The organism is Streptomyces sp. OR43, assembly GCF_008042275.1.
Lineage (GTDB): Bacteria > Actinomycetota > Actinomycetes > Streptomycetales > Streptomycetaceae > Streptomyces.
In genome coordinates this window covers 1,364,015-1,384,707 of sequence record NZ_RDBK01000043.1, presented here as the reverse complement: position 1 = coordinate 1,384,707, position 20,693 = coordinate 1,364,015, and the positions used below count along the sequence as shown (strand labels likewise).

The 20,693-nt window shown below is 67.7% G+C and carries 18 protein-coding genes; 10 read left to right on the top strand and 8 right to left on the bottom strand.

The window, feature by feature from the left end; genetic code table 11:
• Nucleotides 1-24: 24 nt before the first annotated feature.
• Nucleotides 25-4,572, top strand: coding sequence for a serine protease family protein (locus EAO72_RS24740; protein WP_148019444.1), 4,548 nt, complete (start codon nucleotides 25-27; stop codon nucleotides 4,570-4,572).
• Between the two features lie 413 nt (nucleotides 4,573-4,985).
• Here EAO72_RS24740 and EAO72_RS24735 read toward each other — a convergent pair whose 3' ends face one another.
• Nucleotides 4,986-5,405, bottom strand: coding sequence for an NUDIX domain-containing protein (locus EAO72_RS24735; protein WP_261991622.1), 420 nt, complete (start codon nucleotides 5,403-5,405; stop codon nucleotides 4,986-4,988).
• A 30-nt stretch (nucleotides 5,406-5,435) separates the two neighbouring features.
• Here EAO72_RS24735 and EAO72_RS24730 point away from each other — a divergent pair, with 30 nt between their 5' ends.
• The 3 genes from EAO72_RS24730 (at nucleotide 5,436) to EAO72_RS24720 (ending at nucleotide 7,038) form a co-directional block, all read left to right on the top strand.
• The gene (locus EAO72_RS24730) at nucleotides 5,436-5,900 is read left to right on the top strand and encodes a helix-turn-helix domain-containing protein (protein ID WP_148019443.1); all 465 of its coding nucleotides are present in this window, start codon (nucleotides 5,436-5,438) and stop codon (nucleotides 5,898-5,900) included.
• A 43-nt stretch (nucleotides 5,901-5,943) separates the two neighbouring features.
• Complete coding sequence (locus EAO72_RS24725; protein ID WP_148019442.1) at nucleotides 5,944-6,585, top strand: hypothetical protein; 642 nt, start codon at nucleotides 5,944-5,946, stop codon at nucleotides 6,583-6,585.
• 117 nt (nucleotides 6,586-6,702) lie between these two features.
• Entirely contained in the window at nucleotides 6,703-7,038 is a 336-nt protein-coding gene (locus EAO72_RS24720; RefSeq protein WP_148019441.1) for a DUF2516 family protein, read from the top strand.
• Here the strand turns inward: EAO72_RS24720 and EAO72_RS24715 are convergent.
• The 3 genes from EAO72_RS24715 to EAO72_RS24705 form a co-directional block, all read right to left on the bottom strand.
• Nucleotides 7,020-8,360, bottom strand: coding sequence for a PP2C family protein-serine/threonine phosphatase (locus tag EAO72_RS24715; protein ID WP_148019440.1), 1,341 nt, complete (start codon nucleotides 8,358-8,360; stop codon nucleotides 7,020-7,022). The two genes, EAO72_RS24720 and EAO72_RS24715, sit on opposite strands and share 19 nt — an antisense overlap.
• Nucleotides 8,361-8,740: 380 nt before the next feature.
• The gene (locus EAO72_RS24710) at nucleotides 8,741-9,799 is read right to left on the bottom strand and encodes a C40 family peptidase (RefSeq protein WP_148019439.1); all 1,059 of its coding nucleotides are present in this window, start codon (nucleotides 9,797-9,799) and stop codon (nucleotides 8,741-8,743) included.
• A gap of 300 nt (nucleotides 9,800-10,099) precedes the next feature.
• Nucleotides 10,100-10,876, bottom strand: coding sequence for a class I SAM-dependent methyltransferase (locus EAO72_RS24705; protein WP_148019438.1), 777 nt, complete (start codon nucleotides 10,874-10,876; stop codon nucleotides 10,100-10,102).
• Between the two features lie 221 nt (nucleotides 10,877-11,097).
• Here EAO72_RS24705 and mshA point away from each other — a divergent pair, with 221 nt between their 5' ends.
• The 3 genes from mshA to EAO72_RS24690 all read left to right on the top strand — a co-directional run bounded on the left by mshA (nucleotide 11,098) and on the right by EAO72_RS24690 (nucleotide 14,965).
• Nucleotides 11,098-12,462 carry a D-inositol-3-phosphate glycosyltransferase gene (mshA, locus tag EAO72_RS24700; protein WP_148019437.1) on the top strand — a complete coding sequence of 455 codons (1,365 nt, stop codon included), beginning with the start codon at nucleotides 11,098-11,100 and terminating at the stop codon, nucleotides 12,460-12,462.
• Nucleotides 12,463-12,516: 54 nt separating this feature from the next.
• The gene (locus EAO72_RS24695) at nucleotides 12,517-13,044 is read left to right on the top strand and encodes a type III secretion system chaperone family protein (RefSeq protein ID WP_148019436.1); all 528 of its coding nucleotides are present in this window, start codon (nucleotides 12,517-12,519) and stop codon (nucleotides 13,042-13,044) included.
• 166 nt (nucleotides 13,045-13,210) lie between these two features.
• On the top strand, nucleotides 13,211-14,965 hold the full coding sequence (locus EAO72_RS24690) for a glycosyl hydrolase family 28-related protein (RefSeq protein WP_148019435.1): 1,755 nt from the start codon (nucleotides 13,211-13,213) through the stop codon (nucleotides 14,963-14,965).
• A 28-nt stretch (nucleotides 14,966-14,993) separates the two neighbouring features.
• Here the strand turns inward: EAO72_RS24690 and EAO72_RS24685 are convergent, their stop codons facing one another.
• Nucleotides 14,994-16,001 carry a phosphotransferase family protein gene (locus EAO72_RS24685; RefSeq protein ID WP_148019434.1) on the bottom strand — a complete coding sequence of 336 codons (1,008 nt, stop codon included), beginning with the start codon at nucleotides 15,999-16,001 and terminating at the stop codon, nucleotides 14,994-14,996.
• A gap of 246 nt (nucleotides 16,002-16,247) precedes the next feature.
• Between EAO72_RS24685 and EAO72_RS24680 the strand changes: the two genes are divergently transcribed.
• Nucleotides 16,248-17,045, top strand: a complete 798-nt coding sequence (locus EAO72_RS24680; RefSeq protein ID WP_148019433.1) for a hypothetical protein — start codon at nucleotides 16,248-16,250, stop codon at nucleotides 17,043-17,045.
• Nucleotides 17,046-17,081: 36 nt separating this feature from the next.
• On the opposite strand, the gene EAO72_RS24675 is transcribed toward EAO72_RS24680, so the two are convergent.
• The 3 genes from EAO72_RS24675 to EAO72_RS24665 all read right to left on the bottom strand — a co-directional run bounded on the left by EAO72_RS24675 (nucleotide 17,082) and on the right by EAO72_RS24665 (nucleotide 18,471).
• Nucleotides 17,082-17,324, bottom strand: a complete 243-nt coding sequence (locus EAO72_RS24675) for a hypothetical protein (RefSeq protein WP_148019432.1) — start codon at nucleotides 17,322-17,324, stop codon at nucleotides 17,082-17,084.
• A complete protein-coding gene (locus EAO72_RS24670) occupies nucleotides 17,321-17,569 on the bottom strand; it encodes a hypothetical protein (RefSeq protein WP_148019431.1) in 249 nt (82 codons plus the stop codon). Before EAO72_RS24670 ends, EAO72_RS24675 begins: the two co-directional genes overlap by 4 nt.
• Before the next feature lie 356 nt (nucleotides 17,570-17,925).
• Nucleotides 17,926-18,471, bottom strand: coding sequence for a GIY-YIG nuclease family protein (locus EAO72_RS24665; RefSeq protein WP_148019430.1), 546 nt, complete (start codon nucleotides 18,469-18,471; stop codon nucleotides 17,926-17,928).
• A 316-nt stretch (nucleotides 18,472-18,787) separates the two neighbouring features.
• On the opposite strand from EAO72_RS24665, the gene EAO72_RS24660 reads away from it, so the two are divergent.
• Entirely contained in the window at nucleotides 18,788-19,150 is a 363-nt protein-coding gene (locus EAO72_RS24660) for a hypothetical protein (RefSeq protein ID WP_148019429.1), read from the top strand.
• Between the two features lie 468 nt (nucleotides 19,151-19,618).
• The gene (locus tag EAO72_RS24655; RefSeq protein WP_148019428.1) at nucleotides 19,619-20,692 is read left to right on the top strand and encodes a DUF262 domain-containing protein; all 1,074 of its coding nucleotides are present in this window, start codon (nucleotides 19,619-19,621) and stop codon (nucleotides 20,690-20,692) included.
• The last annotated feature ends 1 nt before the right edge of the window (nucleotide 20,693 follow it).

The window sequence follows — 20,693 nt, the reverse complement described above, 5'->3', positions numbered from 1 at the left end:
ATCAGCGACGGGGGACGTCAGGACATGATCAGTGCCGCACCGGTGGAGATCTCCGGCCTGTACGAGGTTTATTCCAAGACTGCTCGGGAGAGCGGTACCGGCTATATGATCGGTGGCGGCCTGGTCCTGACGGCATATCATTGCGTGCACAAAGCTGGCGTCCCCCGCGATGTAGAGGTCAGGAAGTACGACGCCGATCCGTCGTCCCAGCCATGGCTTACGGCGACGATCGTCTGGCCCTCCTCCGCCCCAGATTTCGAAGCCGACCCGCTCAGCGACGTCGCACTGCTGAAGATCGACGACTGGCAGGAATCGAGTTCTTCGGACAGTCTCTCGTGGTGGAAGGTGGAGGGCGGCGGCGTCGTCGAATGCACTGCGGTTGGTTTTCCTGTTTGCGAGAACCGGCCCGACAGGGTCCAGGACACGTTTCATCTGACTGGCAAGGTGCTCACGCTGCATGCGCTGCGGTCTGGACTGCTGACGATCCAGGTCACCAGCGTGGTTCCCCGCCCTGTAAGCCCGATAGGAAGGTCCGACGGCAACGGCAAGGTCTCCGGCTGGAAGGGAATGTCAGGGGCGGCCCTCTTTCGTCAGTCTTCCTTGTTGGGTGTGATCATCAAGGATCACCGTATCGGCCATGAGTCCGAAACGCTGCAGGCCGTTCATTTTTCCAAATGCCTGGAGTTTCCAGGATTTCTGGAAGCGTTGGACGCCGCAGGGGTGTTTCTGCGGCGTGAATTCTGCACCCCGGCACCCCGGGTTGCCGATCCATCGATGCCGCCGTGGCTCTCGAGGCTGCCCACAACCCCCCCTCCGGAATTCGTAGGGCGCAGTACTGAATTGACAGCCGCGGCACGCTACGCAAGAGTCAGACACTTGATTCCTGTAGTAGGGTCAGAAAAGGTAGGCAAGACAACGTTCATTGAGCGGCTAATGTCGGACGGTGTGTTCTGTCGGGCATTCCCCGAGGATCAGTCTCCGGCGCTTCTCAAGGTCAACGTGGCCGGCAACGGCAGTAAATTTCCTGTTTCTCGAGCACTGTCCAAGAAGCTCAATGCGAAACTGTTCGAGATGGCGGACTGCGAGGACGTCGAATCGACTGAATACAAAATTCAGTCCGCATTGGAGCAGATGGTCAATGTCATAGGGGACAGGAATATGGTCGCGGTCATCGATTGCGACCGATTTGGTGAGGACGCCGACACGCTCGACCGCGACCTTGACGCGGTCCTCGCGATTCCTGCATTCGAAAAATCAGTTGTGCTGGTTTCCGGCACCACTGACCTCTGGGCCGACGGGAAGCAGCAGTTGCGCCGAGCTCCTGCAGTGAGGCTCGGTCCGCTCAGCCAGGCCGAGGCGGCTCAACTTCTCGAGTCCGAACTCTCCAAGTACAACGTGGCTGTCGACGCTCACAAGGTGATCACCGAAGCGAACGACAACATGGCACAACGCCCGGGCATCCTTCTGACGGGTGTGATGCGCCACCTTGAGAGGTATCCCGACCTGGGGGAGCGGCTCACCGCGGACCCCGATGCCGTGGTCGTAGACCTCTGGGACGCCTGCACGCTGCCTGTCACCACTGCCTTCGAGGATGCAGGATGCCGGCTGCTGAACGACGACGGACCACCTGGCTCTCTCGCTCCCTTCATGGTGTGGTCGCTGACTGACGACCTGACCATTCCGGAAGGTGTGCTCCAGGGGAGCGGACTCAACAGTGCAACTCTGGAGCAACTGGCCGATTGTGATGTGCTGATCGAGACGTCCGACTCCTCGCGCACGAATTACCGGTTGAGCCGCTCCTCCCGTGAAGCCCTACGCAACCTGGTGAGCCTTCCCATACTTAAGGGCAAGAAGAAGCGCAGGCCCAGAAGCGAAGAGACCCAGGCACTCGGGCGAGCCTTCGGTGACCCTGAACTCCTCGACGAAACCCTCGGACAGGCAGCTCTTGCCATGTTCGACGCAGCTTTCGTCCAGGCTGCCGACGAGGACGCACGTGAGAAACTGCTGTTCGAGGTCGAGTGTGCCGTGGGCTGGATTGGGAAAGAGGTTCCTGGTCGCCTGCCGCGGCTCGCACAGCAGCTGGGCGACCTTGCGAACTCCATCGACATCGAGGCCCTCTTCATTCCAGTGGAACCGCCCACTCGCGCGGTGGAGGTGCCGGCAGTCGACCCCGGCACGGTCTCGGAGACACCGATCGAGACGCTGTACCGATCAGTCTCCGAGCTGAACGTGAAAATGCGTGCACCGGTCACACGAGGCGACCAGATCCTGTTCGTGGACGCTGGCCGCCAGGCCTCCGAAGCGCTACGAAGCAGTGCGCCGGAAATTCCCTCGCACATGCTCCGCTCGATCGATAGTGCCCTTTACTTTGGTGTCCGACGGTTCCAATGTGCTGGTGAGGTACTGCAGATCCGGGAGGGTCTCGTCGGAATCCTCGTCGAGGATGCGCGCCGGCCTGCAGTTGGCAGGGTGGGAAGAACAGCCTGGGTGATTTCCTGGATCCTCAACACCGCCGAGCTGCAATCTGACGCACAGCAAATGGAGAGGGGTGATCAGACGCTTCAGCTCGCCCAGGAAATGGTGGAGTTGCTCCCTGTGCCGGACACGCATCAGGGGGAGGCATTTAACCTGACTCTCCATATTCGTATCGCAAGACTGCAAGCCAGAACGGCGGACGACGAAACAAAGCGGATCAGCGCCTTGGGTGAGGCCATGCGGCTCAGCAGGGCGGGGTTGGAAAGGTGCACGCCAACACCGAATCTACGGCAGCTCTGGACGCGACGCTATCTCGAAAACGCCTTGAACTACACACGCGAATTGCGGTCGGACGAGGCCCGAAGCGCCGTCGTCGATTCGGTGCTCGAGGTGCTGAGAGCAAGGTGCGGACGGCCGCCGGAGTGGGACGTGGAAACCTGCCTGGTTGCTGCCAGATTCATGCGGAACGTGTACCAACGCCAGGCCGACCCTCTGTTGCGTCTCGAGGGCGCGCAAGAAGTTCTGGCCCTGCTGGACACCCATATGGCCACCCTGCACGAGCAAGTTGAGTTCCAAGGGGCCCGCCGACTCCTGGAGTTTTCCCGGGCCTTCGGGTTCAGTGCTCTTGCTTACAGGGACAACGAACAGTGGAGATCCGCGCTCGCCTCTGCGCGAAGCGCTGAGCAATACGCGGAATGGGCCGTTCAACAGGCTCCCGACGCTGCCGCGTACGCAGCTTGGCTCATCTCCCTCCGGCGCCGTGAGAAGTGGGAGAGGAGAGACGCGGGCAGCGAGTCGGCCAAGCGGCCCGTCCTGCGCCGTGCTGTCCACCAGACGAAGCAGTGGTTGAAGACGCAGGAGTCGAGGAGTGTGAACCACGCGAGTTTGGCTCGCATGTGCATTGAGGCCGACTGGCAGCAGCAGGGAGGGAGCCTGAGGGCAGCAGTTGCCCAGGCGAACGGTGGAAGCCCGGCCGTGCCGATCGATCTGCTGAATCAGTTGTACGTGAAGCGTGTCAAAATGCTGGACGGTCACGAGAATCGCTACGGCCCCACGATCGACACGTTGCTTCTCCGATCCGATGTGGAGCGAGAATACCGGCGCCTGCTCTCTGTGCACGGCCCGGCCGGCAAGTTGCCGGGGCGCCCGGTTGACAACAGTGCCACGTGGGAAGCTCTCAACCGCGCGGCGGAGCTTTGGCCGCACAGTACCAAGATCCAGTTGGCGAAGGCGCGTCTCCACCGATATCTGTGGGAGTACGAGGAAGTGGCAGAGGTACTGGAATCTGCCATCCGGAGTGCTCGCAATGGAGATGAGCGCCGCAGAGCGCAGATCGCCAGTGTCGAGGCGCTTCTCCAAAGGGTACGTTTCGAGAGTCTGGCGCCGCAGGTGAAAAGTTCCCTGCTGGAGCATGCCGCATCCCACCTCAGTGAACCTCTGGGCCACCGCTTCTACTCCAAGCGTGTCGCGGTTCTACGTGAGCGTCTCGCCCTGGAAGAGGGGAAGCCTGTCAACTGGAGCCTCATCGACACAGCTTTCGAAGAGATCATCGGCACCAACTACGCAACTACCATCGGTATCTATTTGCAGAGCCGGCGCCGGGAGATTGCTGGCGCATCGAACGAGACGACGTCCACGATTGCTGACGATCCGGAGACGCCTCCGCTATCCGAACTGCTCTACGAGAATTTTACGGAGCTGGAGCTCATCGAGGGGCTTGGCCAGCTTTATCTTAGGCAGGCGGAGTTGCTTTCCGTTTCCAAGGATGTGGACGGGAGCCCCGTTTCGATGGACATTGTGGCACTCAGGGCATATGACTGTTTCGATGCGTGCCGCATGCTTCAAGAGGCATTCTTCGAGGGTGAGCACGGAGTCAATCGCTTTCATCGGGCCGAGGCCGTTTACCAGGCCGCGCAACTGGCGGCAACGGTCAACCCCTTCCCGTGGCTCCCGGAGCACAAGCCCAGCTGGCTCAAGCTGGCCGTCGATCTCTACCAGTCGGCAACTGGACGTTCCGTCGGAGGCTTCCACGAGTTGTGTGTACGGAGACTCAAGGCGGCAGATCGCCTGCTGCGGCAACTCCTGGCAGGGAAATGACCTCGATCTGGCAGTGGGAACTTCCCTGACGGGAAGCCGGCCCGGTGCGGCTCGGGGGCTCCGGTCCGGCCCGCTCCGACTCGCGGACGGCCACGCCCGGGTGGCGTGGCCATCCGTCACCGCGGCGGCCGCCGCATCGTCACCAGTCGGGGTTGAACGTCAGCGGGCCCTCCTCGTCCTCGCGAACGCCGAGGTTCAGAGGTGAACCGACGATCACCCCGCAGTGATCATGATGCTGACCGGCAGGAGTCCGTCACTCCCGGCCCGCACCAGCCCTGCGACCTGCAGAATCAGGATGAAACGATCTCAATGAGCGGGAGTCGACCAAGCATCCGTACTCCCCGCCACGGACAGCCGCTTTCGCGAGGCGCGTTGGCCGCAAGTAGGCGTCCCAGCCCGCGAGGCGGGCAAGGTCAGGACCGCGCGGTCCGGAACGCGAGATACCGGCTGAAGGCTTCGTGGCTGTCGGAGGTGAAGTGCCACTCCAGCAGGGCCGACCGCAGTTCCGGCTCGGTCAGCCATCCATGCCAGGCGACCTCATAGGGGTCGGCGGCCATGGCGTCCGGCACCACAGCTTCGTGCACGCCGAGCCAGTGAGGGCTCAAGCCGCTGCGGTTGATGAACGTGAACAGCAGGCGCGGCAGCGCACGAATGCCCAGCTCTTCGGCCAGCTCCCGCGCGGCGGCCAGTTCATGGGACTCGCCGACATTCGCGGCGCCACCGACCTCGACCTCATAGAGCCCGGGGAAGCGCGATACCTGCTCCGACCGCCGGTGGACGAGGATCCGAGCATTCGAGTGGCGCAGCGCACTTTTGCAAGCACCTGCTTGCAATAGTTAGCGCCATGGGTCCACTATCGACTCATGGCCTCACTCAACGTCGGCAATCTCGGCGAGTACCTGCGCGAGCAGCGCCGTACCGCGCAGCTGTCGCTGCGGCAGCTCGCCGATGCCGCCGGGGTGTCCAATCCCTACCTCAGCCAGATCGAGCGCGGGCTGCGCAAGCCCAGTGCCGAGGTCCTCCAGCAGGTCGCCAAGGCGCTGCGGATCTCTGCCGAGACCCTGTACGTACGGGCCGGGATCCTGGATGAGCGGGAGCGGGACGAGCTGGAGACGCGGGCGGTGATTCTCGCCGATCCGTCGATCAACGAGCGGCAGAAGAGCGTGCTGCTGCAGATCTACGCCTCGTTCCGCAAGGAGAACGGGTTCGAGGACGAGCCCGTGGACCCCGCGGACGGCGAGGGGCACCCATCCGGTGCGAATGAGCCCTTCAGTGCCGACGGCAGTGCTGCCGATACAGGTTCAAAGCCTTCAAAACCCTCACAGTGAGTCACTGAGTCACTGAGTCTGATGATCCGGGAGGACCACAGTCATGGCCATCACCGATGACCTGCGCAAGACCCTCACCGACCCGACCCCCCTCTACTTCGCCGCCGGCACGGCGGACCTCGCCGTGCGGCAGGCCCGAAAGGTCCCGGCCCTGATCGAGCAGCTGCGGGCCGAGGCGCCGGAGCGCATCGAGGCGGTGCGCAACACCGACCCCAAGGCCGTGCAGGAGAAGGTGGCCGGGCAGGCCAAGGAGGCGCAGGCCACCTTCCAGGCCAAGGTCACCGAGGTGATCGGGGCCTTCGACACCGACCTGAAGAAGCTGGGCGAGAGCGCCCAGGACCTGGCGCTGCGCGGCGTCGGCGTGGCCGCGGAGTACGCGGTCAGGGCCCGGGAGACGTACGAGAAGGTCGCCGAGCGCGGCGAGCAGAGCGTGCGGACGTGGCGGGGTGAGACCGCCGAGGAGATCGTCGAGATCGCCGTCGTCGTCGAGCCGCGCAAGGAGTCGAAGCCGGAGGCGGTCAAGCCCGCGCCGAAGCCCGCCGCCAAGCCGGCGCCGGCCGCCAAGCCCGCGCCGAAGGCCGTCAAGGCCGAGACGGCCAAGCCGTCGCCCGCGGCCGCGCCCGCCAAGAAGGCGCCCGCGCGCAAGCCCGCCGCGAAGAAGACCACGCCGCCCACCACCAAGTAGCGCGGCGTTGCCCGGCAGGTGTGCCGGGGCGGCGGGCGGGCACCTTTTCACGTGCCCCGGTCGTTGTCCCGGTACCTTGGCCGCGAGCGCTCATCCACTCACTAGGCGGTGCACCTCATGTTGCTCGAAGGCTTCAATTCCATCCTCGGGCTGATCTTCACGGTCATGACCGTCCTCGCCGTGGCGGCCTTCATCATGGCCGCGATCGCCCGCGAGGACGCCTACCGCGCCGCGGACAAGCAGAAGAAGTCGTTCTGGCTGATCATTCTCGGCATCGCGGTGGTGGTGAACCTCTGGGTGCCGATGCTCTTCCTGCAGATCGCCGGGCTGATCGCGTCCATCGTGTTCTTCGTGGACGTACGGCCCGCCATCAAGGCCGTGTCCGGCGGTGGCCGCCGGAACGGCGGCTCCAGCAGCGACGGGCCGTACGGGCCCTACAACGGCGGGCGTTGAACGCCTGCGGGTGACACCTGACCGGGGCGGGGGCGCGGGATGCTCCGGCCCCGGCCGCCGTTCTGGGCCCGGTGGCGGGCGCTGTCGCGCGCGGTGTCCTGGTCGCGGTCGAGCAGGAGGATCGCGACGTCGTCGGTCAGTTCGCCGCCGTTCAGCTCGCGGACGTGGGTGACCGCCGCTTCCAGCAGCTCCTCGCCGGCCAGGCCCTCGGCCAGCTGGCGGTTGATCATCGCGACCATGCCTTCCTGGCCGAGACGCTGTGTGCCGTTGCCGACGCGGCCCTCGATCAGTCCGTCCGTGTACATCATCAGGCTCCAGGAGCCGCCCAGTTCCACCTGCCGGCGCGGCCAGCGGGCGCGCGGCAGCAGGCCGAGTGCCGGGCCGCCGTCCTCGTACGGAAGCAGGTGCGCGGCCCGTCCCTGCCGGGCGATCAGCGGTGCGGGATGGCCCGCGAGGCACAGGCCCGCCCGGCGGCCGTCGGGGGTGATGTCGACGGTGCAGAGGGTCGCGAAGATCTCCTCGCTCTCCCGTTCGTGCTCCAGGACCTGCTGGAGCGTGGAGAGCAGTTCGTCGCCGCAGAGTCCTGCCAGGGTCAAGGCCCGCCAGGCGATGCGCAGTTCGACGCCGAGTGCCGCCTCGTCCGGGCCGTGCCCGCAGACGTCGCCGATCATCGCGTGCACCGTGCCGTCGGGGGTGCGGACCGTGTCGTAGAAGTCGCCGCCCAGCAGCGCGCGGCTGCGGCCGGGGCGGTAGCGGGCCGCGAAGCGCAGATCGGAGCCCTCGAGCAGCGGGGTGGGCAGCAGGCCGCGCTCCAGCCGGGCGTTCTCCTGGGCGCGCAGCCGGGACTCGGTGAGCTTGTGCTGGGTGACGTCGGCGCGTTTGCGCTCGACGGCGTAGCGGATGGCGCGGCTGAGCAGCCTGGCGTCGAGTTCGCCGCGGAAGAGGTAGTCCTGCGCCCCCACCCGTACGGCCTCGGCGGCCAGCTCCGCGTCGTCCTCGGCCGTGAGGGCGAGCACGGCGTGCCGGGGCGCGATCCGCAGCACGTGCTGGAGGGTCGCGAGTCCGTCGGCCTCGGCGTTCCGGTCGCCGGACGGCAGCGCCAGGTCCAACAGGATGCAGTCCACGTCGTCCGTGAGGAGCCGGCCCGCCTCGGTCAGGTTGCGGGCGGCGCGGATACGGACCCGGGCACCGGTCGCGGCGGAGAGTTCCGGGACGCTGAAGGTGCCCGCCGGGTCGTCCTCGATCACCAGGAGGGTGAGGTCGGTGCCGTTGCTGGCCTCCGCAGCGGGAACGGCACGCTGCTGCGGTACGGGTACGGGCATCGGTTCGGGTTTCCTTCCCTCCCCCCGAGGGCGCGGCGGGACGCCGATCGACGACCCGCCAGACGGGGACGATAGCGGTACGGGATGCGGGAACGGAATGGTGCACGACACCCGGCCTCCGGCATATGCACCGGCATAAGCCGCGTCAGGTCACGGATCCGGCGCGATGTGCCGTTCCGAGGCGCCCGGAGCGACATGACAAAGGTCACGCCACCCGCCCGGGCCCAAGTGGCGCCGCTCACGCCGGTGACCGCGCGGTGCGAACACCCCACCCACCGGACCCGCTCCCCGACCCCGGCCCGAGTTCTCCGCTTCGGCCCCGACCCCGGCCCGAGCTCCGCGCCGGCCCGCTCCGGCCCGTTCCGAGCGAGACGCCGTGCCTAGCGGTCCGGGCGGACGACTCCGAGGATCTCCATCGAGCCGGCCCCGGCGAGTGTGACGTTGCGGCCCGGGCGCGGGGCGTGGACGATCGCGCCGTCGCCGATGTACATCCCGACATGGCTGGCGTCGCCGTGGTAGATGATCAGGTCGCCGGGGCGCATGTCCTCGATCGCGATGTGCGGCAGTTGTCGCCACTGCTCCTGCGAGGTGCGCGGGATCGGCCGGCCGGCCGACGCCCAGGCCTGCGAGGTCAGTCCGGAGCAGTCGTACGACTTGGGTCCCTCGGCCCCCCACACGTACGGCAGGCCGATCTTGGAGGTCGCGAAGGCCACCGCCTTCTTGCCGCTCGCGCTCGCCCCGCGGTTGATCTCCTTCAGCGCGCCGGAACTCAGCCAGGCGGTCTGCGACTTGTACTCCGCCTCCCGTTCCAGCTGGAGGAGACGGGCGCGCTCCTCCTTCTCCAGCTGGGACTCCAGCTTCTTCGCCGCCGCGATCTGCTCGTTGATCTTCTTCTTGGCCTTGGCCTGCTTGACGCGATTGGCTTCGAGCTTCGTCCAGTTGGTGCTCGCGTCCTGCGTGTACGTCTTCAAGTCCTCCTGGGTCCTGTTCAGTTCCCCCAGGAGTCCCTTGGCGGCCTTCTGGCCCTGCTGGGCGCGGCCGATGCCGTCCAGGAAGAGCTGCGGGTCCCCGCTGAGCATGAGCCGGGCGCCCGGGGGCAGTCCGGCGTTGCGGTACTCCTCGCGGGCCTGGGCGCCCGCTCTGCTCTTGAGCTCGGCGATCTTCGCCTGGCCCTCGACTATGGCCTGGGCCAGCTTGACGATCTCGCCGGACTGCTTCTTCGTCTTCTCCTCGGCGAGGTTGTACGCGTCCGTGGCCGATCCGGCGGCCCGGTAGAGGCCGTCGATCTCCTGGCGCACCTCTTCGAGGCTCTTCTTCACCGGCCGGTCCGCGGCGGGCGAGGGAGGCGCGGGTGCGGCGAAGGCCTGGACCGGCGAGGCCAGGACGGCCATCGCGCAGACCAGAGTGATCGCGGCAGCGGCACAGTGACGTCGGTACACGAAGCTCCCCCTCCGAGCGGATCCCTACGGGTACGGATACGGATATGGACACACGGACACGGGCACGGACACCGATGGAGATCTGATTTACCGTCAGTAACTTACGGTGCCGACGAGATCGTGCCATGCCCTACCGAAAAGCAACAGAGGCAGACACATCTCCGCAGCTCGCGAACACCCTTGGCCCTCCCCGGCCCCCGGTGTCCGCCCGTGTGGATCAGGCCCCCTGTTCTGGGACGAACGATGCCGTCCCGACGTTCCCGGTGCCGGGAGAGTTCACTCTGTTCTCCGCGTGTTGGGCTACCGCTCGGGTTGGAGCGCCGCCCATTTCACCGTCACTTCGCCCTGGCGCCAACGCCGTACGTTGTCCGTCAGCGGCCACGCGCCGGACAGGGCCCGCACGGCCGTGATCCAGCGCTGCCGGGCGCCCAGCGAGGCGTACGGCGCGGCCGCCGCCCAGGCCCGGTCGAAGTCGCGGAGGAAGGCGTGGACGGGCTCGCCCGGCACATTGCGGTGGATCAGCGCCTTGGGCAGCCGCTCCGCGAGGTCGGACGGGCGGCCGAGGGAGCCGAGCCGGGTCGCGAACGTGACCGTGCGGGGGCCCTCGGGGCCCAGCGCCACCCAGACGTGGCGGCGCCCGATCTCGTCGCAGGTGCCCTCCACCAGCAGTCCGCCCGGCGCGAGCCGGCCGCACAGCCGCTGCCAGACGGCGGCGACCTCGGCCTCGTCGTACTGGCGCAGCACGTTCGCCGCCCGGATCAGCGCGGGCCGCTCCGGCAGGGGGATCTCGAAGCCGCCGTGCCGGAAGGTGAGGCCCTCGCGCTCGTACGGCCGCGCCGCCTCGACGCGCTCCGGGGAGATCTCGATGCCGACCACGCGGGTACGGGGCTCGGCGGTGCGCAGGCGCTCCAGCAGCTCGACGGCGGTCCAGGGCGCGGCGCCGTACCCGAGGTCGACCGCCACGGGGGCGTCGGCGCGGCGCAGGGCGGGGCCGTGCGTGGCGGCGATCCAGCGGTCCATGCGGCGCAGCCGGTTCGGGTTGGTGGTCCCGCGGGTGGCGGTGCCGATCGGGCGCATGACACAGAGCGTAACCACTCGCCCGGACCCGGCGGCCGTGCACCGCGACGCGCCGGAGCCATACCGTAATGATTTGGCAAAGCGGAAATGAAAGGAGTCGTTCCGCTGTTCCAGCCTTCCGAAAGGGTCCGTGCGCCTTCGGAAAGAGGCTGTGCGTCCCTTCCGTGCCATGCCGTGAACAAAGTCGGTACCAGTGCCCTGAGCGAGGAGGACCGGACGACGTGAGTCAGTACGTCTCCCGGCTCGGCAGCAGCCGTGTCGCGCCGCGTCTCAGGTTCCCCGCAGGCCTCACCGGTTCCTTCCCCGGCGGCCATCGCAGGCCGCGCCGGATCGCGATGCTCTCCGTGCACACCTCGCCGCTGCACCAGCCGGGTACGGGCGACGCGGGCGGTATGAACGTGTACATCGTGGAGCTCGCCAAGCGCCTGGCCGCGATCAACATCGAGGTCGAGATCTTCACGCGCTCCACCACCGGCGCCCTGCCGCCGGCCGTCGAAATGGCGCCGGGCGTCCTGGTCCGGCACGTCGACGCGGGCCCGTACGAGGGTCTGGCCAAGGAGGAGCTGCCCGCTCAGCTCTGTGCCTTCACGCACGGCGTGATGCAGGCGTGGGCCGGTCAGCGCCCCGGCTACTACGACCTGGTGCACTCCCACTACTGGCTGTCCGGCCAGGTCGGCTGGCTCGCCGCGCAGCGCTGGGGCGTCCCGCTCGTCCACGCCATGCACACCATGGCCAAGGTCAAGAACGCCGCGCTCGCCGAGGGCGACACCCCCGAGCCCGCCGCCCGCGTCATCGGCGAGACCCAGATCGTGCACGCCTCCGACCGGCTGATCGCGAACACCGCCGAGGAGGCGGACGAGCTCGTCCGCTTCTACGACGCCGATCCGGGCGCCGTCGCCGTCGTCCACCCCGGTGTCAACCTGGACCGCTTCCGCCCCGCGGACGGCCGTGCCGCGGCCCGTGCGCGCCTCGGTCTGCCGCAGGATGCCCTGATCCCGCTCTTCGCGGGCCGCATCCAGCCGCTGAAGGCCCCGGACGTGCTGCTGCGCGCGGTCGCCGCGCTGCTGGACCGGGACCCGTCGCTGCGTGCGCGCATCGTCGTGCCGGTCGTCGGCGGCCCCAGCGGCAGCGGGCTCGCCAAGCCGGAGGGGTTGCAGAAGCTGGCGGCCCGTCTCGGCATCGCGGACGTCGTGCGGTTCCACCCGCCGGTCGGGCAGGACCAGCTCGCCGACTGGTTCCGGGCCGCGTCCGTGCTGGTCATGCCCTCGTACAGCGAGTCCTTCGGCCTGGTCGCCATAGAGGCCCAGGCAGCCGGCACCCCGGTCGTCGCGGCGGCTGTGGGCGGGCTGCCCGTGGCGGTACGGGACGGGGTCAGCGGCTTCCTGATCCCCGGGCACGACCCGGAGGCGTACGCGGCGGTGCTCCAGCGCTTCGCGGCCTCGCCCGGGCTCGTCGACCGGATGGGCGGCGAGGCCGCCGCGCACGCGCAGCGCTTCGGCTGGGACACGGCGGCGGCGGCGACCGCGGACGTGTACACCGGCGCGGTGCAGGACCACCGCCGCCGGGTCCGCGCGCACCACGGATGAGGCCGGCGGGGTTCCCGCCGGACGGGCACCCGGTGCCTGACGTACGCTCGCTCCATGGCTGACGTACCCGAGGAAGCGGCGACGCCGCAGGTCACACAGGTCGCCCAGGTCATCGAGGCGACGCTGAAGGATGCCGGGCTCGACTACGAGAGCCCCGCGCCCGGCCATTACGTCGTCCAGCTGCCCGGCACCCGCAAGCTCGCCACCACCTGCTCGCTGATCGTCGGCACGCACGCGCTGTCCCTCAACGCCTTCGTCATCCGGCACCCCGACGAGAACGACGCGGCGGTGCACCGCTGGCTGCTGGAGCGCAACCTCCGGCTGTTCGGCGTGAGTTACGCGGTCGACTCGCTCGGGGACATCTACCTCGTCGGCAAGCTGCCGCTGTCCGTGGTGACGCCGGGGGAGCTGGACCGGCTGCTCGGCGTCGTACTGGAGGCGGCCGACGGCGCCTTCAACCCCCTGCTCGAACTCGGTTTCGCGAGCGCGATCCGCAAGGAGTACGCGTGGCGGGTGTCGCGCGGCGAGTCCACGCGCAACCTGGAAGCGTTCACCCACCTGACCCAGCGCCCCGTCAACTGACGCCTGCCGCTGACCGATCGGCTGCCTGAGTTTTCCCCGGCTCGCTGGCTGAGGATTCCCCCGTGCACGGCCCTTTCGCTGCGCCCGGGGCTCGTGGCATGCTCACCGCCGACGCAGATATGAACAGCGTTCACATCCGTGAAAATCATGGAAGGCGGGCCGGCTCATGGCGCCCCAGGCGACGCAGAGGGACTTCAGCAGGCGTGGACTGCTCGGCAGCGCGGTGGCCGTCGCCGCGGCCGCGGCAACGGGAACGCTCGGCGGCGGGACGGCCTCCGCCGCGAGTGGTGGCACAGGCGCCCCGGCCTTCCCCACGAGCGGTGGCACAGGCGCCGTGGCCGGCGGACGGTCACAGCCGTCCCCGCTCTGGCGGGAGTTCGCCGCAGCGCCCTTCACCCACCCGCAGATCCCGTTCATCGGCCGGGCCGGCTACCGCGGCGGCTCCGCCCTGCCCCGCCCCCGTACCGGCCACGGCTTCACCGCCGACGTCCTGCACTACGGCGCCCGGCCCGACAACTCCGCCGACGCCGCCCCCGCGATCAACCGAGCCATCGCCGCCGCCGGAGAGCGCGGCGGCGGCACGGTGATCGTCCCCGCGGGCACGTACCGCGTCGACGACATCATCCGCATCGGCCACAGCAACGTCGTGGTACGCGGCGCGGGCAGCGGCCGCACCACGCTCATCGCCACGAAGAACCTCACCGAGCTCATCGGCGCGTACGGCAGCCGCTACGGCGGCGACAAGTCCAGCTGGTCCTGGGCCGGCGGCCTCATCTGGTTCTGCCCGGAAGCCCGTTGGGCCTCGCTCACCGACGCCATCAAGGCGAAGGCCTGGCCCTTCGAAGGCTGGACCGGCAACCAGCGGGACGAGTGGCGGACCCTGACCACCGTCGCCCCCGCCCGCCTCGGCGACCGCACGATCACCGTCGACGACCCCCGGAAGCTGAAGCGCGGCGCACTCGTCCTGCTCCGCCTCGCCGACGACTCCGCCCACACGCTCCTGGAGCACATGGCGGGCGGCGGGGCCGGGCCGGAGGCGTACTACTGGGACGACAAGACCAAGCTGACCTCCTACGTCCCCTACGAGTGGCCGGTCCGCATCACCGCCGTGCACGGCCGCCGGGTCACCCTGGAGCGGCCGCTCCCGCTCGACGTCCGCCCCGAGTGGGACCCGCGCCTCACCACCCTCGCCACCCCGCTCACCGGCTCCGGCGTCGAAGGCCTCACCCTCGAAGCGGTCGAGACCCCGCAGTCGCCGCACCTGCTCGACAAGGGGTACAACGGCGTCGCGTTCCAGTGCGCGTACGACTGCTGGGCCGACGACATCACCGTCCGCCACGTCGACAACGGCTTCGGCCTCATCGGCGCCTCCGCCTGCACCCTGCGCCGCACGAAGGTCGCGGGGCGCGGCTCGCACCACCCGTACTACTGCCGTGAAGGCAGCCACGACAACCTGATCGAGGACTTCACCATCGAGCAGCGCACCGTCCCGGCGCCCCCCGGGACCCAGCTGCACGGCATCAACGTCGAGGGCCTGTCCAGCCACAACGTGTGGTCGCGCGGCGTGATGGAGATGGGCACCTTCGACTCGCACCGGGGCATGCCGTTCGCCAACGTCCGCACCGACATCACCGTGAACAACAACGGGCGCCACGGCGGCGACGCGAGCGCCGGACCGCTGTTCGGCGCCCGCTTCACGCACTGGAACATCCGCGTCACCAACGGCCGGGCCGGCCTGATGCGGATCGACGGCCTCGCCCCGTACAGCGCGACGGCGGGGGTGAGCGAGGTGACGGAGTTCGACCAGATCGACGTCCCCGACTTCGCCGGCGACCTGCACACCCGCCTGGAGGCGTACGGCACCCCGGAGACCGTCCGTCCGGCCAACCTCCACGACGCCCAACGCGCGTTGGGGCGCTGAGGGACGAGCGCCGGCGCTGCGGCCGCCCTCACGCCCGCGGCGCCGGCCCGATGTCGTCGAGCGCCGCTTCGAGCCGCGGCGCGACCTCGTTCCACGTCCACTCCCACTGTTCCCCGGAGGTCTTCCGGGGCACGGTCTCCACCAGCATGATCAGGTAGAGGTACGCGCGGTACAGCGCGATCCGCGTCCGCAGGGAACCGTCGAACCCCACCGGACCGCCGGGCGCCGACTGCCCGTACCCGGTCAGGAAGTCCTCGTCCTCCTCGATGTCCCCCAACAGGGCGAGCGACACGAAGTCGGCGGCCGGGTCGCCCCAGAACATCCGCTCCCCGTCGATGATCCCGCCGATCCGCCGCGCGCCCGGCTCCCCGGCGACCAGGATGTTGCCCTGCCACAGGTCGAAGTGGACCAGGGCGGGCCGGGCGACGTCGTCCAGGACGGACGAAGCGGCGTCGAGCCGGCGGCGGATGACCGAAGGCGTCCGCGGCAGCCGCGCCCCGTACCGCTCCGCGTCCGCCAGCACGGCGCCGGTCATCGCCGTGAAGGCGCCGCGCCAGGTGGGGGCCAACGGGCCCAGCGCCGCGGACGGGTAGCCGAAACCGCCCGGCCCCGGCACGGAGTGCAGCCGGCCGACGATCCGCCCGAGCTCCACACGCAGCCGCCGCCCCTCGGCGTCGCCCAGAGCGCCGCCGAGCTCGTGCCAGGGCCGCCCCGGACGCTCCGTCATGATCACGTACGCGCCCCCGGGCGCGGCCGGGTCGAGGCCGCTGCGCACGACGGCGGGGACGGCGGTCTCCTCGGCGAGGCCGGCCGCCGCGGTGTAGAACGTCACCTCGTTGACCAACAGATCGCGCTCGTACGCGAGATGACTCCCGCCCGGCGGAGGCGTCTTGACCACCCACCGCCGGCCGTCGGCGAGACCGACACGGGTGACCGCGTTGTACGTACCTCCCGCCAGCGGATCGCACGAGGCGACCAGTTCCGGCGGCACGCCCACGGAACCCAGCACGGTGCTCAGGACGGTGTCGGGCAACATCAGCGGACCCCCTTCGAGCGGTCACCCCGCGACGTGTTGCTGCCATCTGTGGCAAATGCCCGGTCCAGGGCCTTCACGAGGTGATCACGACGTCGTCACGATCACGGGCGATGCCCGCGTTGACGCATTGCCAAACCACAGCGTGCTCATAGAGTTGGCAAACCTCCACGATTCCTCACCGCCGCGCCGAACCCGGCGACGGCCGCTCTCGTGCGGGCGAAACACCTTGAGACCGAAGGACGGGCCATGCGACCCACTGCCATACGCCGTACCGCCGTTGCCGCCACCGTGATGTCCCTGGCCCTGCTCACCGCGGCCTGCGGTTCGGACGGGGACGCGGCCAAGGACAACGGCAAGGCGGCCGGCTCCGCCTCCGCCGAGCCGGCGGACAAGGGGGCGGACTCCCACGCGAAGGCGCTGACCGCGGCCGAGTTGGAGAAGGTCTCGCTGGCCGAAGGCGACGTCAAGGACCACAAGATCTCCAAGGGCACTCCCGCCGACGCCATCGAAGGCGACGCCGTCACGGTCGACAAGGCCGCCTGCGACGCGTTCGCCGATGCCCTGATGGGCGCCAAGGCCGGAAAGCCCGCCGCGTCCACGCAGCGGAAGGTGGCCCGTGTGCCGAAGAAGAGCGACGACCCGAAGGCGAACGAGGACCCGGCGAAGATGCTCGAGGCGATGATGAACGTCACGACGACGCTCACCACGCTCGCCACGTACGACGGCAAGGGCGCCGACGAGGCGCTGGCCGGTCTGCGCACTGCCGCGACCGAGTGCGCCTCCGGCTTCACCCTCACCGCCGCCGGAGCGAAGCAGAAGGTCACCAAGATCACGGAGGTGCCGGTCAAGGGCGGCGAGGAAGCGGTCGCCTGGACGGTCACGGTCGAGGGTGAGGGCGAGAAGTACGCCATGAAGCTCATCCAGCTCCGCCAGGGCACCACGCTCGCCTCGTTGACCTCGCTCAACCTGGGCGCGGCTGCCGAGGGTGGCGACTTCGACCTGCCGACCGCCGTCATCGACGCCCAGGCCGCCAAGCTCGCCTGATCAGGGGTCAGATCGCGGTCCGCGGGGCGGGCCGTCCTACGGAAGCGGGACGAGCCGCACCACGGTGACGGTCAGGACCGAACCGGAGACGTAGTAGAGCACGATCGCCCCGGCGACCGTCGCCTCACGGCGATCGTGCTCACCCTTGACGGCGGACGAGCCGTGTCCGTACGGGTCGTGCCCCAGCGTGCGCGCCATCTCGTCCCGGAAGGTCTCGCCGTCCCGCATCTTGGCCAGGGTGTCGTCGGCGGGAGGCGCGTAGGAGATCCTGAGGCTCAAGCGACGCTCCGCCTCTCGGCCTCGTCCCGCGCCAGCCGGTCCAGGATCCGCTCGGCTTCCGGATCGGGGACGGCCTCCAGCATCCAGTGCCGCATCACGGCCTGGATCTCGTGCACCCCGGCCTCGTTGATGGCGCGGTCGAACTCCTCGCGCCTCGCCTCGGGCAGGGCGTCGCGGATGGCCGGGATGCTGTTGGGCACCTCGACCTCGGCACCGCCGACAAAGGTCTTCAGGGGTTCACTCATGGCTGCTCTCCCCGCTCTCCCCACATGCGCCACAGGGTACGACGCCGGGTGAGCGCCGTCACACGCGGAGGCGCAGTGCCGCGTCGCGTGCCCCTGCTGGACCGAGCGGGTGGCGCAGGCGGCGGCAGCGAAGAGCCCCCCGCTCGCGGTTGATCCGCGGGCGGGGGGCTCGACGCGTGGGCTGTTACTTCTTGCCCTGGTTCTTGCCAGGGATCACGGTGACCTGCATTTTCCCTGCTCAGGACCGGTGGGCCTATGCGCCTGGTGGTCGTCCTTGGTCGTCATTGGCCACTGTTGAGCGGCCTCGGGCGGCCCAGGGACGGCCCAGACTCTGCCCGCAGGCCCGGCCCGACGCACTACGCGCTGATCGGCAAGTCCCGTGCCAGCTGACGCGCTTGGGCCCGCAGTTCCTTCAGCCGACCGTGGAACGCGTTCTGGCGGTTCTGGTCAAGATTCAAGGGTAGGTCGAGTTGGGAGATGAGCTTCGATTCCAGGCCCCATGGCTCGTCCTGCTCGATCCAGCACACTCGGGCGTTGTCCGCCATCCATTGAGTCAGGGTGGCTTCGCCGGCCTTGCAGAAGGTCAACCGCTTACCGCTTCCCACGCGGCGCAACTCAAGCCCGAGCAGGCACCCAAGGGTGAGCCGAAGCGTCGAGCCAGCCGCGTTGCCTCGGTAGTGGTATCGCACCCGTTTGCGCAGGTTCTGCGTGCTGGTCCGGTTCGCCATGAACCGCGGGGCTATGCCGACGTAGAGCAAGCGTCCGGCCTCCAGGTCCTTGTGGGGCGCCTGCTCGAAGTGCCACCCGTAGACACCTGCTGCCGCCGGTACAGGACTCGGACGCAACAAGACCTCCCGCGCCGACCAAAGCCGGTCCGGACTAACGAGAGCGTCCGCTTCCATGAAGCCTCCAGGCGTGATGAGTGACGGCGGCAGGCTACTGGTCGGCACCGACAGGACACCCCTGCCTGCACAGGTGCGGTGGGACGTCAGCTTGGGAAGCTCGCGTTGTCCACGGGCGGTTGCTGCGCTGACCTGTGGTGGAGCGGCCCTGGAGCCTGACTAGTTGGCGCCCTGATCCCCCGTAATTCCCCGTGGTTCCCCGCACGATCTGGCACAGTTCTGGCACGACCTCTTCATCCGCTTTTAGCAGTACAGGGCGGTGCCTGGCCGGTACGATGCGCAGGCTGGGCAGTGTCCACGCGATGGGGGAGGGGCAATGAGGATCAAGGACTCGGAGTACCCGGCAGCGGTCGAAGCGGCCGTGGAGATCCTGCGGAAGCGGGCCCGGCAGGGTCAGACCATCTCGTACGGGGAGCTGAGCGCCGAGTTGGCGGCCGAGGGCTTCGACTCCATCCCGCCTTACCGCGGAGTCATGACCTACCTGCTCAAGGATGCCTGTCTTCACCGCAATGAAGACGGACGAGCACCGATGCTCTCGGCGATCGTGGTGAACAAGGCCAGCCGGGAGCCTTCCGACCAGTTCTCCGGCCTTGCCCGAAGCCTGCCCTTCTCCCGGTCGGCCAACTGGAGCTGGCGGGACGAGCAGCAGCAGGTGTTCGCTCAGCACCGCGAGGAATGACGTCGGTCCTCGACACCCGCTTTAGGAGTTCGATCCGAGCCCGCTCTGGCTGCTGCCGTCGACTGGTGCGACGGCCGGACATGGATGCTGGCGTACGCGCCCGTCCGGCGTCGTTGATGTCAGCAGTGGATGTCAGAAGCCTTCTGATCCGTAGCTCTAGCCGGATCGGTCAGTGACGGCCATACCGGCCGTTAGGAGCGTCTGGAGAGACGGTGGCGGGCGGGAGACGCGGCCCAGGGGGACGTCACGGCCGTTCGGACAGTGATGCGCCGCACCTTGATGTCCCTCTAACTACGCCCGTTCCACGGCGTGCGGGGCGACGCGTGCAGGACGGAGGCGGACGGGGCGTCACGGGCGGGCCGTTCCACTACTAGCCGTCATGGCGGAATCGGCCCTCGTCAAAGCGTACGTCGGTAGCATGCCGGAAGCCCTCGACCGAGCGGGCAACTACTAGAGGGAAGGCACGCCATGCAAGGGCAAGGCCATGACGAAGGGCCCACAAGTGAAGAAATTCGGCGGAACTGGCAGCTAGCCAAAGCAGACATCAGGACCAGTGCAATGGATTTCCCTATCGCTTCGTTGGAGAGAATTTTCGAGCAAGGGGACCTCGTAATTCCGTCGTTCGCTCGCAGGAAAGTCTGGACACTCTCTCAGAATTCCCAGTTCCTTGAATCTCTCTTGTTGAACATCCCAGTACCCTCTCTGTTCTTCGCAGAGGACCCTGACACGTATAAATATTCAGTTCTTGACGGAACTCAACGCCTCGACGCGGTGCTTTCTTACATAAAAGGAGAGTACCCACTTCAGGGCCTTGTGGGGCTGCATTCAGCGAACGGTCTCAAATTTAGTGAGCTCCCGGAACAGATGCGGCGTCACTTGCTCGCGTGCACGATGCGCGCGGTAATCGTAGCCGCCAGCTCCACTTCCGATGTGACGACAGAAGTTTTTTCCAGGATCAATGCGGGAGGAACTCATCTAACGACGCAGGAAATTAGAAATGCTGCGCATCAAGGCCCATTCAATTCGCTAACGATCGAACTTGCCAGCAGCGACGAGTTTCGGCGCGCCCTTGGCGTGAGTTCCGGCGGCATTAAGATCATCCGAGATGCAGAACTGGTGCTGCGTTACTTCTGGCTCACAGAAGACACCGTGGATTCAATGCCCTCACCTCAATTGCTCACACATTACTTGCAGCGCAAGAATGAGTCTTCGCTGGAAGTGATTCAAGAATATCGAGCATCCTTCGCCACTACGCTGGATAAATGCCTAATTGCCTTCGAGGGTGAAGTTTTTAGGCGGTGGCTACCTGTACAGGGAAAGGCGGAATCGAGAATCTCCGCCCCTCTTTACTACGCCCAGATGCTGGCGGTCCGCACCTTGTCAGCTTCTATGATCGCCCAAAATTCCACCCGGATTCGCCTTGGAATGCGCGAGCTTTTTGGTAACCCGGAATTCAGAGGAACATTCACAGCAGCGGGCAAGCATCACCTAGCCATGCGGGTAAATTTGATCGTGGAAATGATTGAAAGTGTCGCGAGGTAGC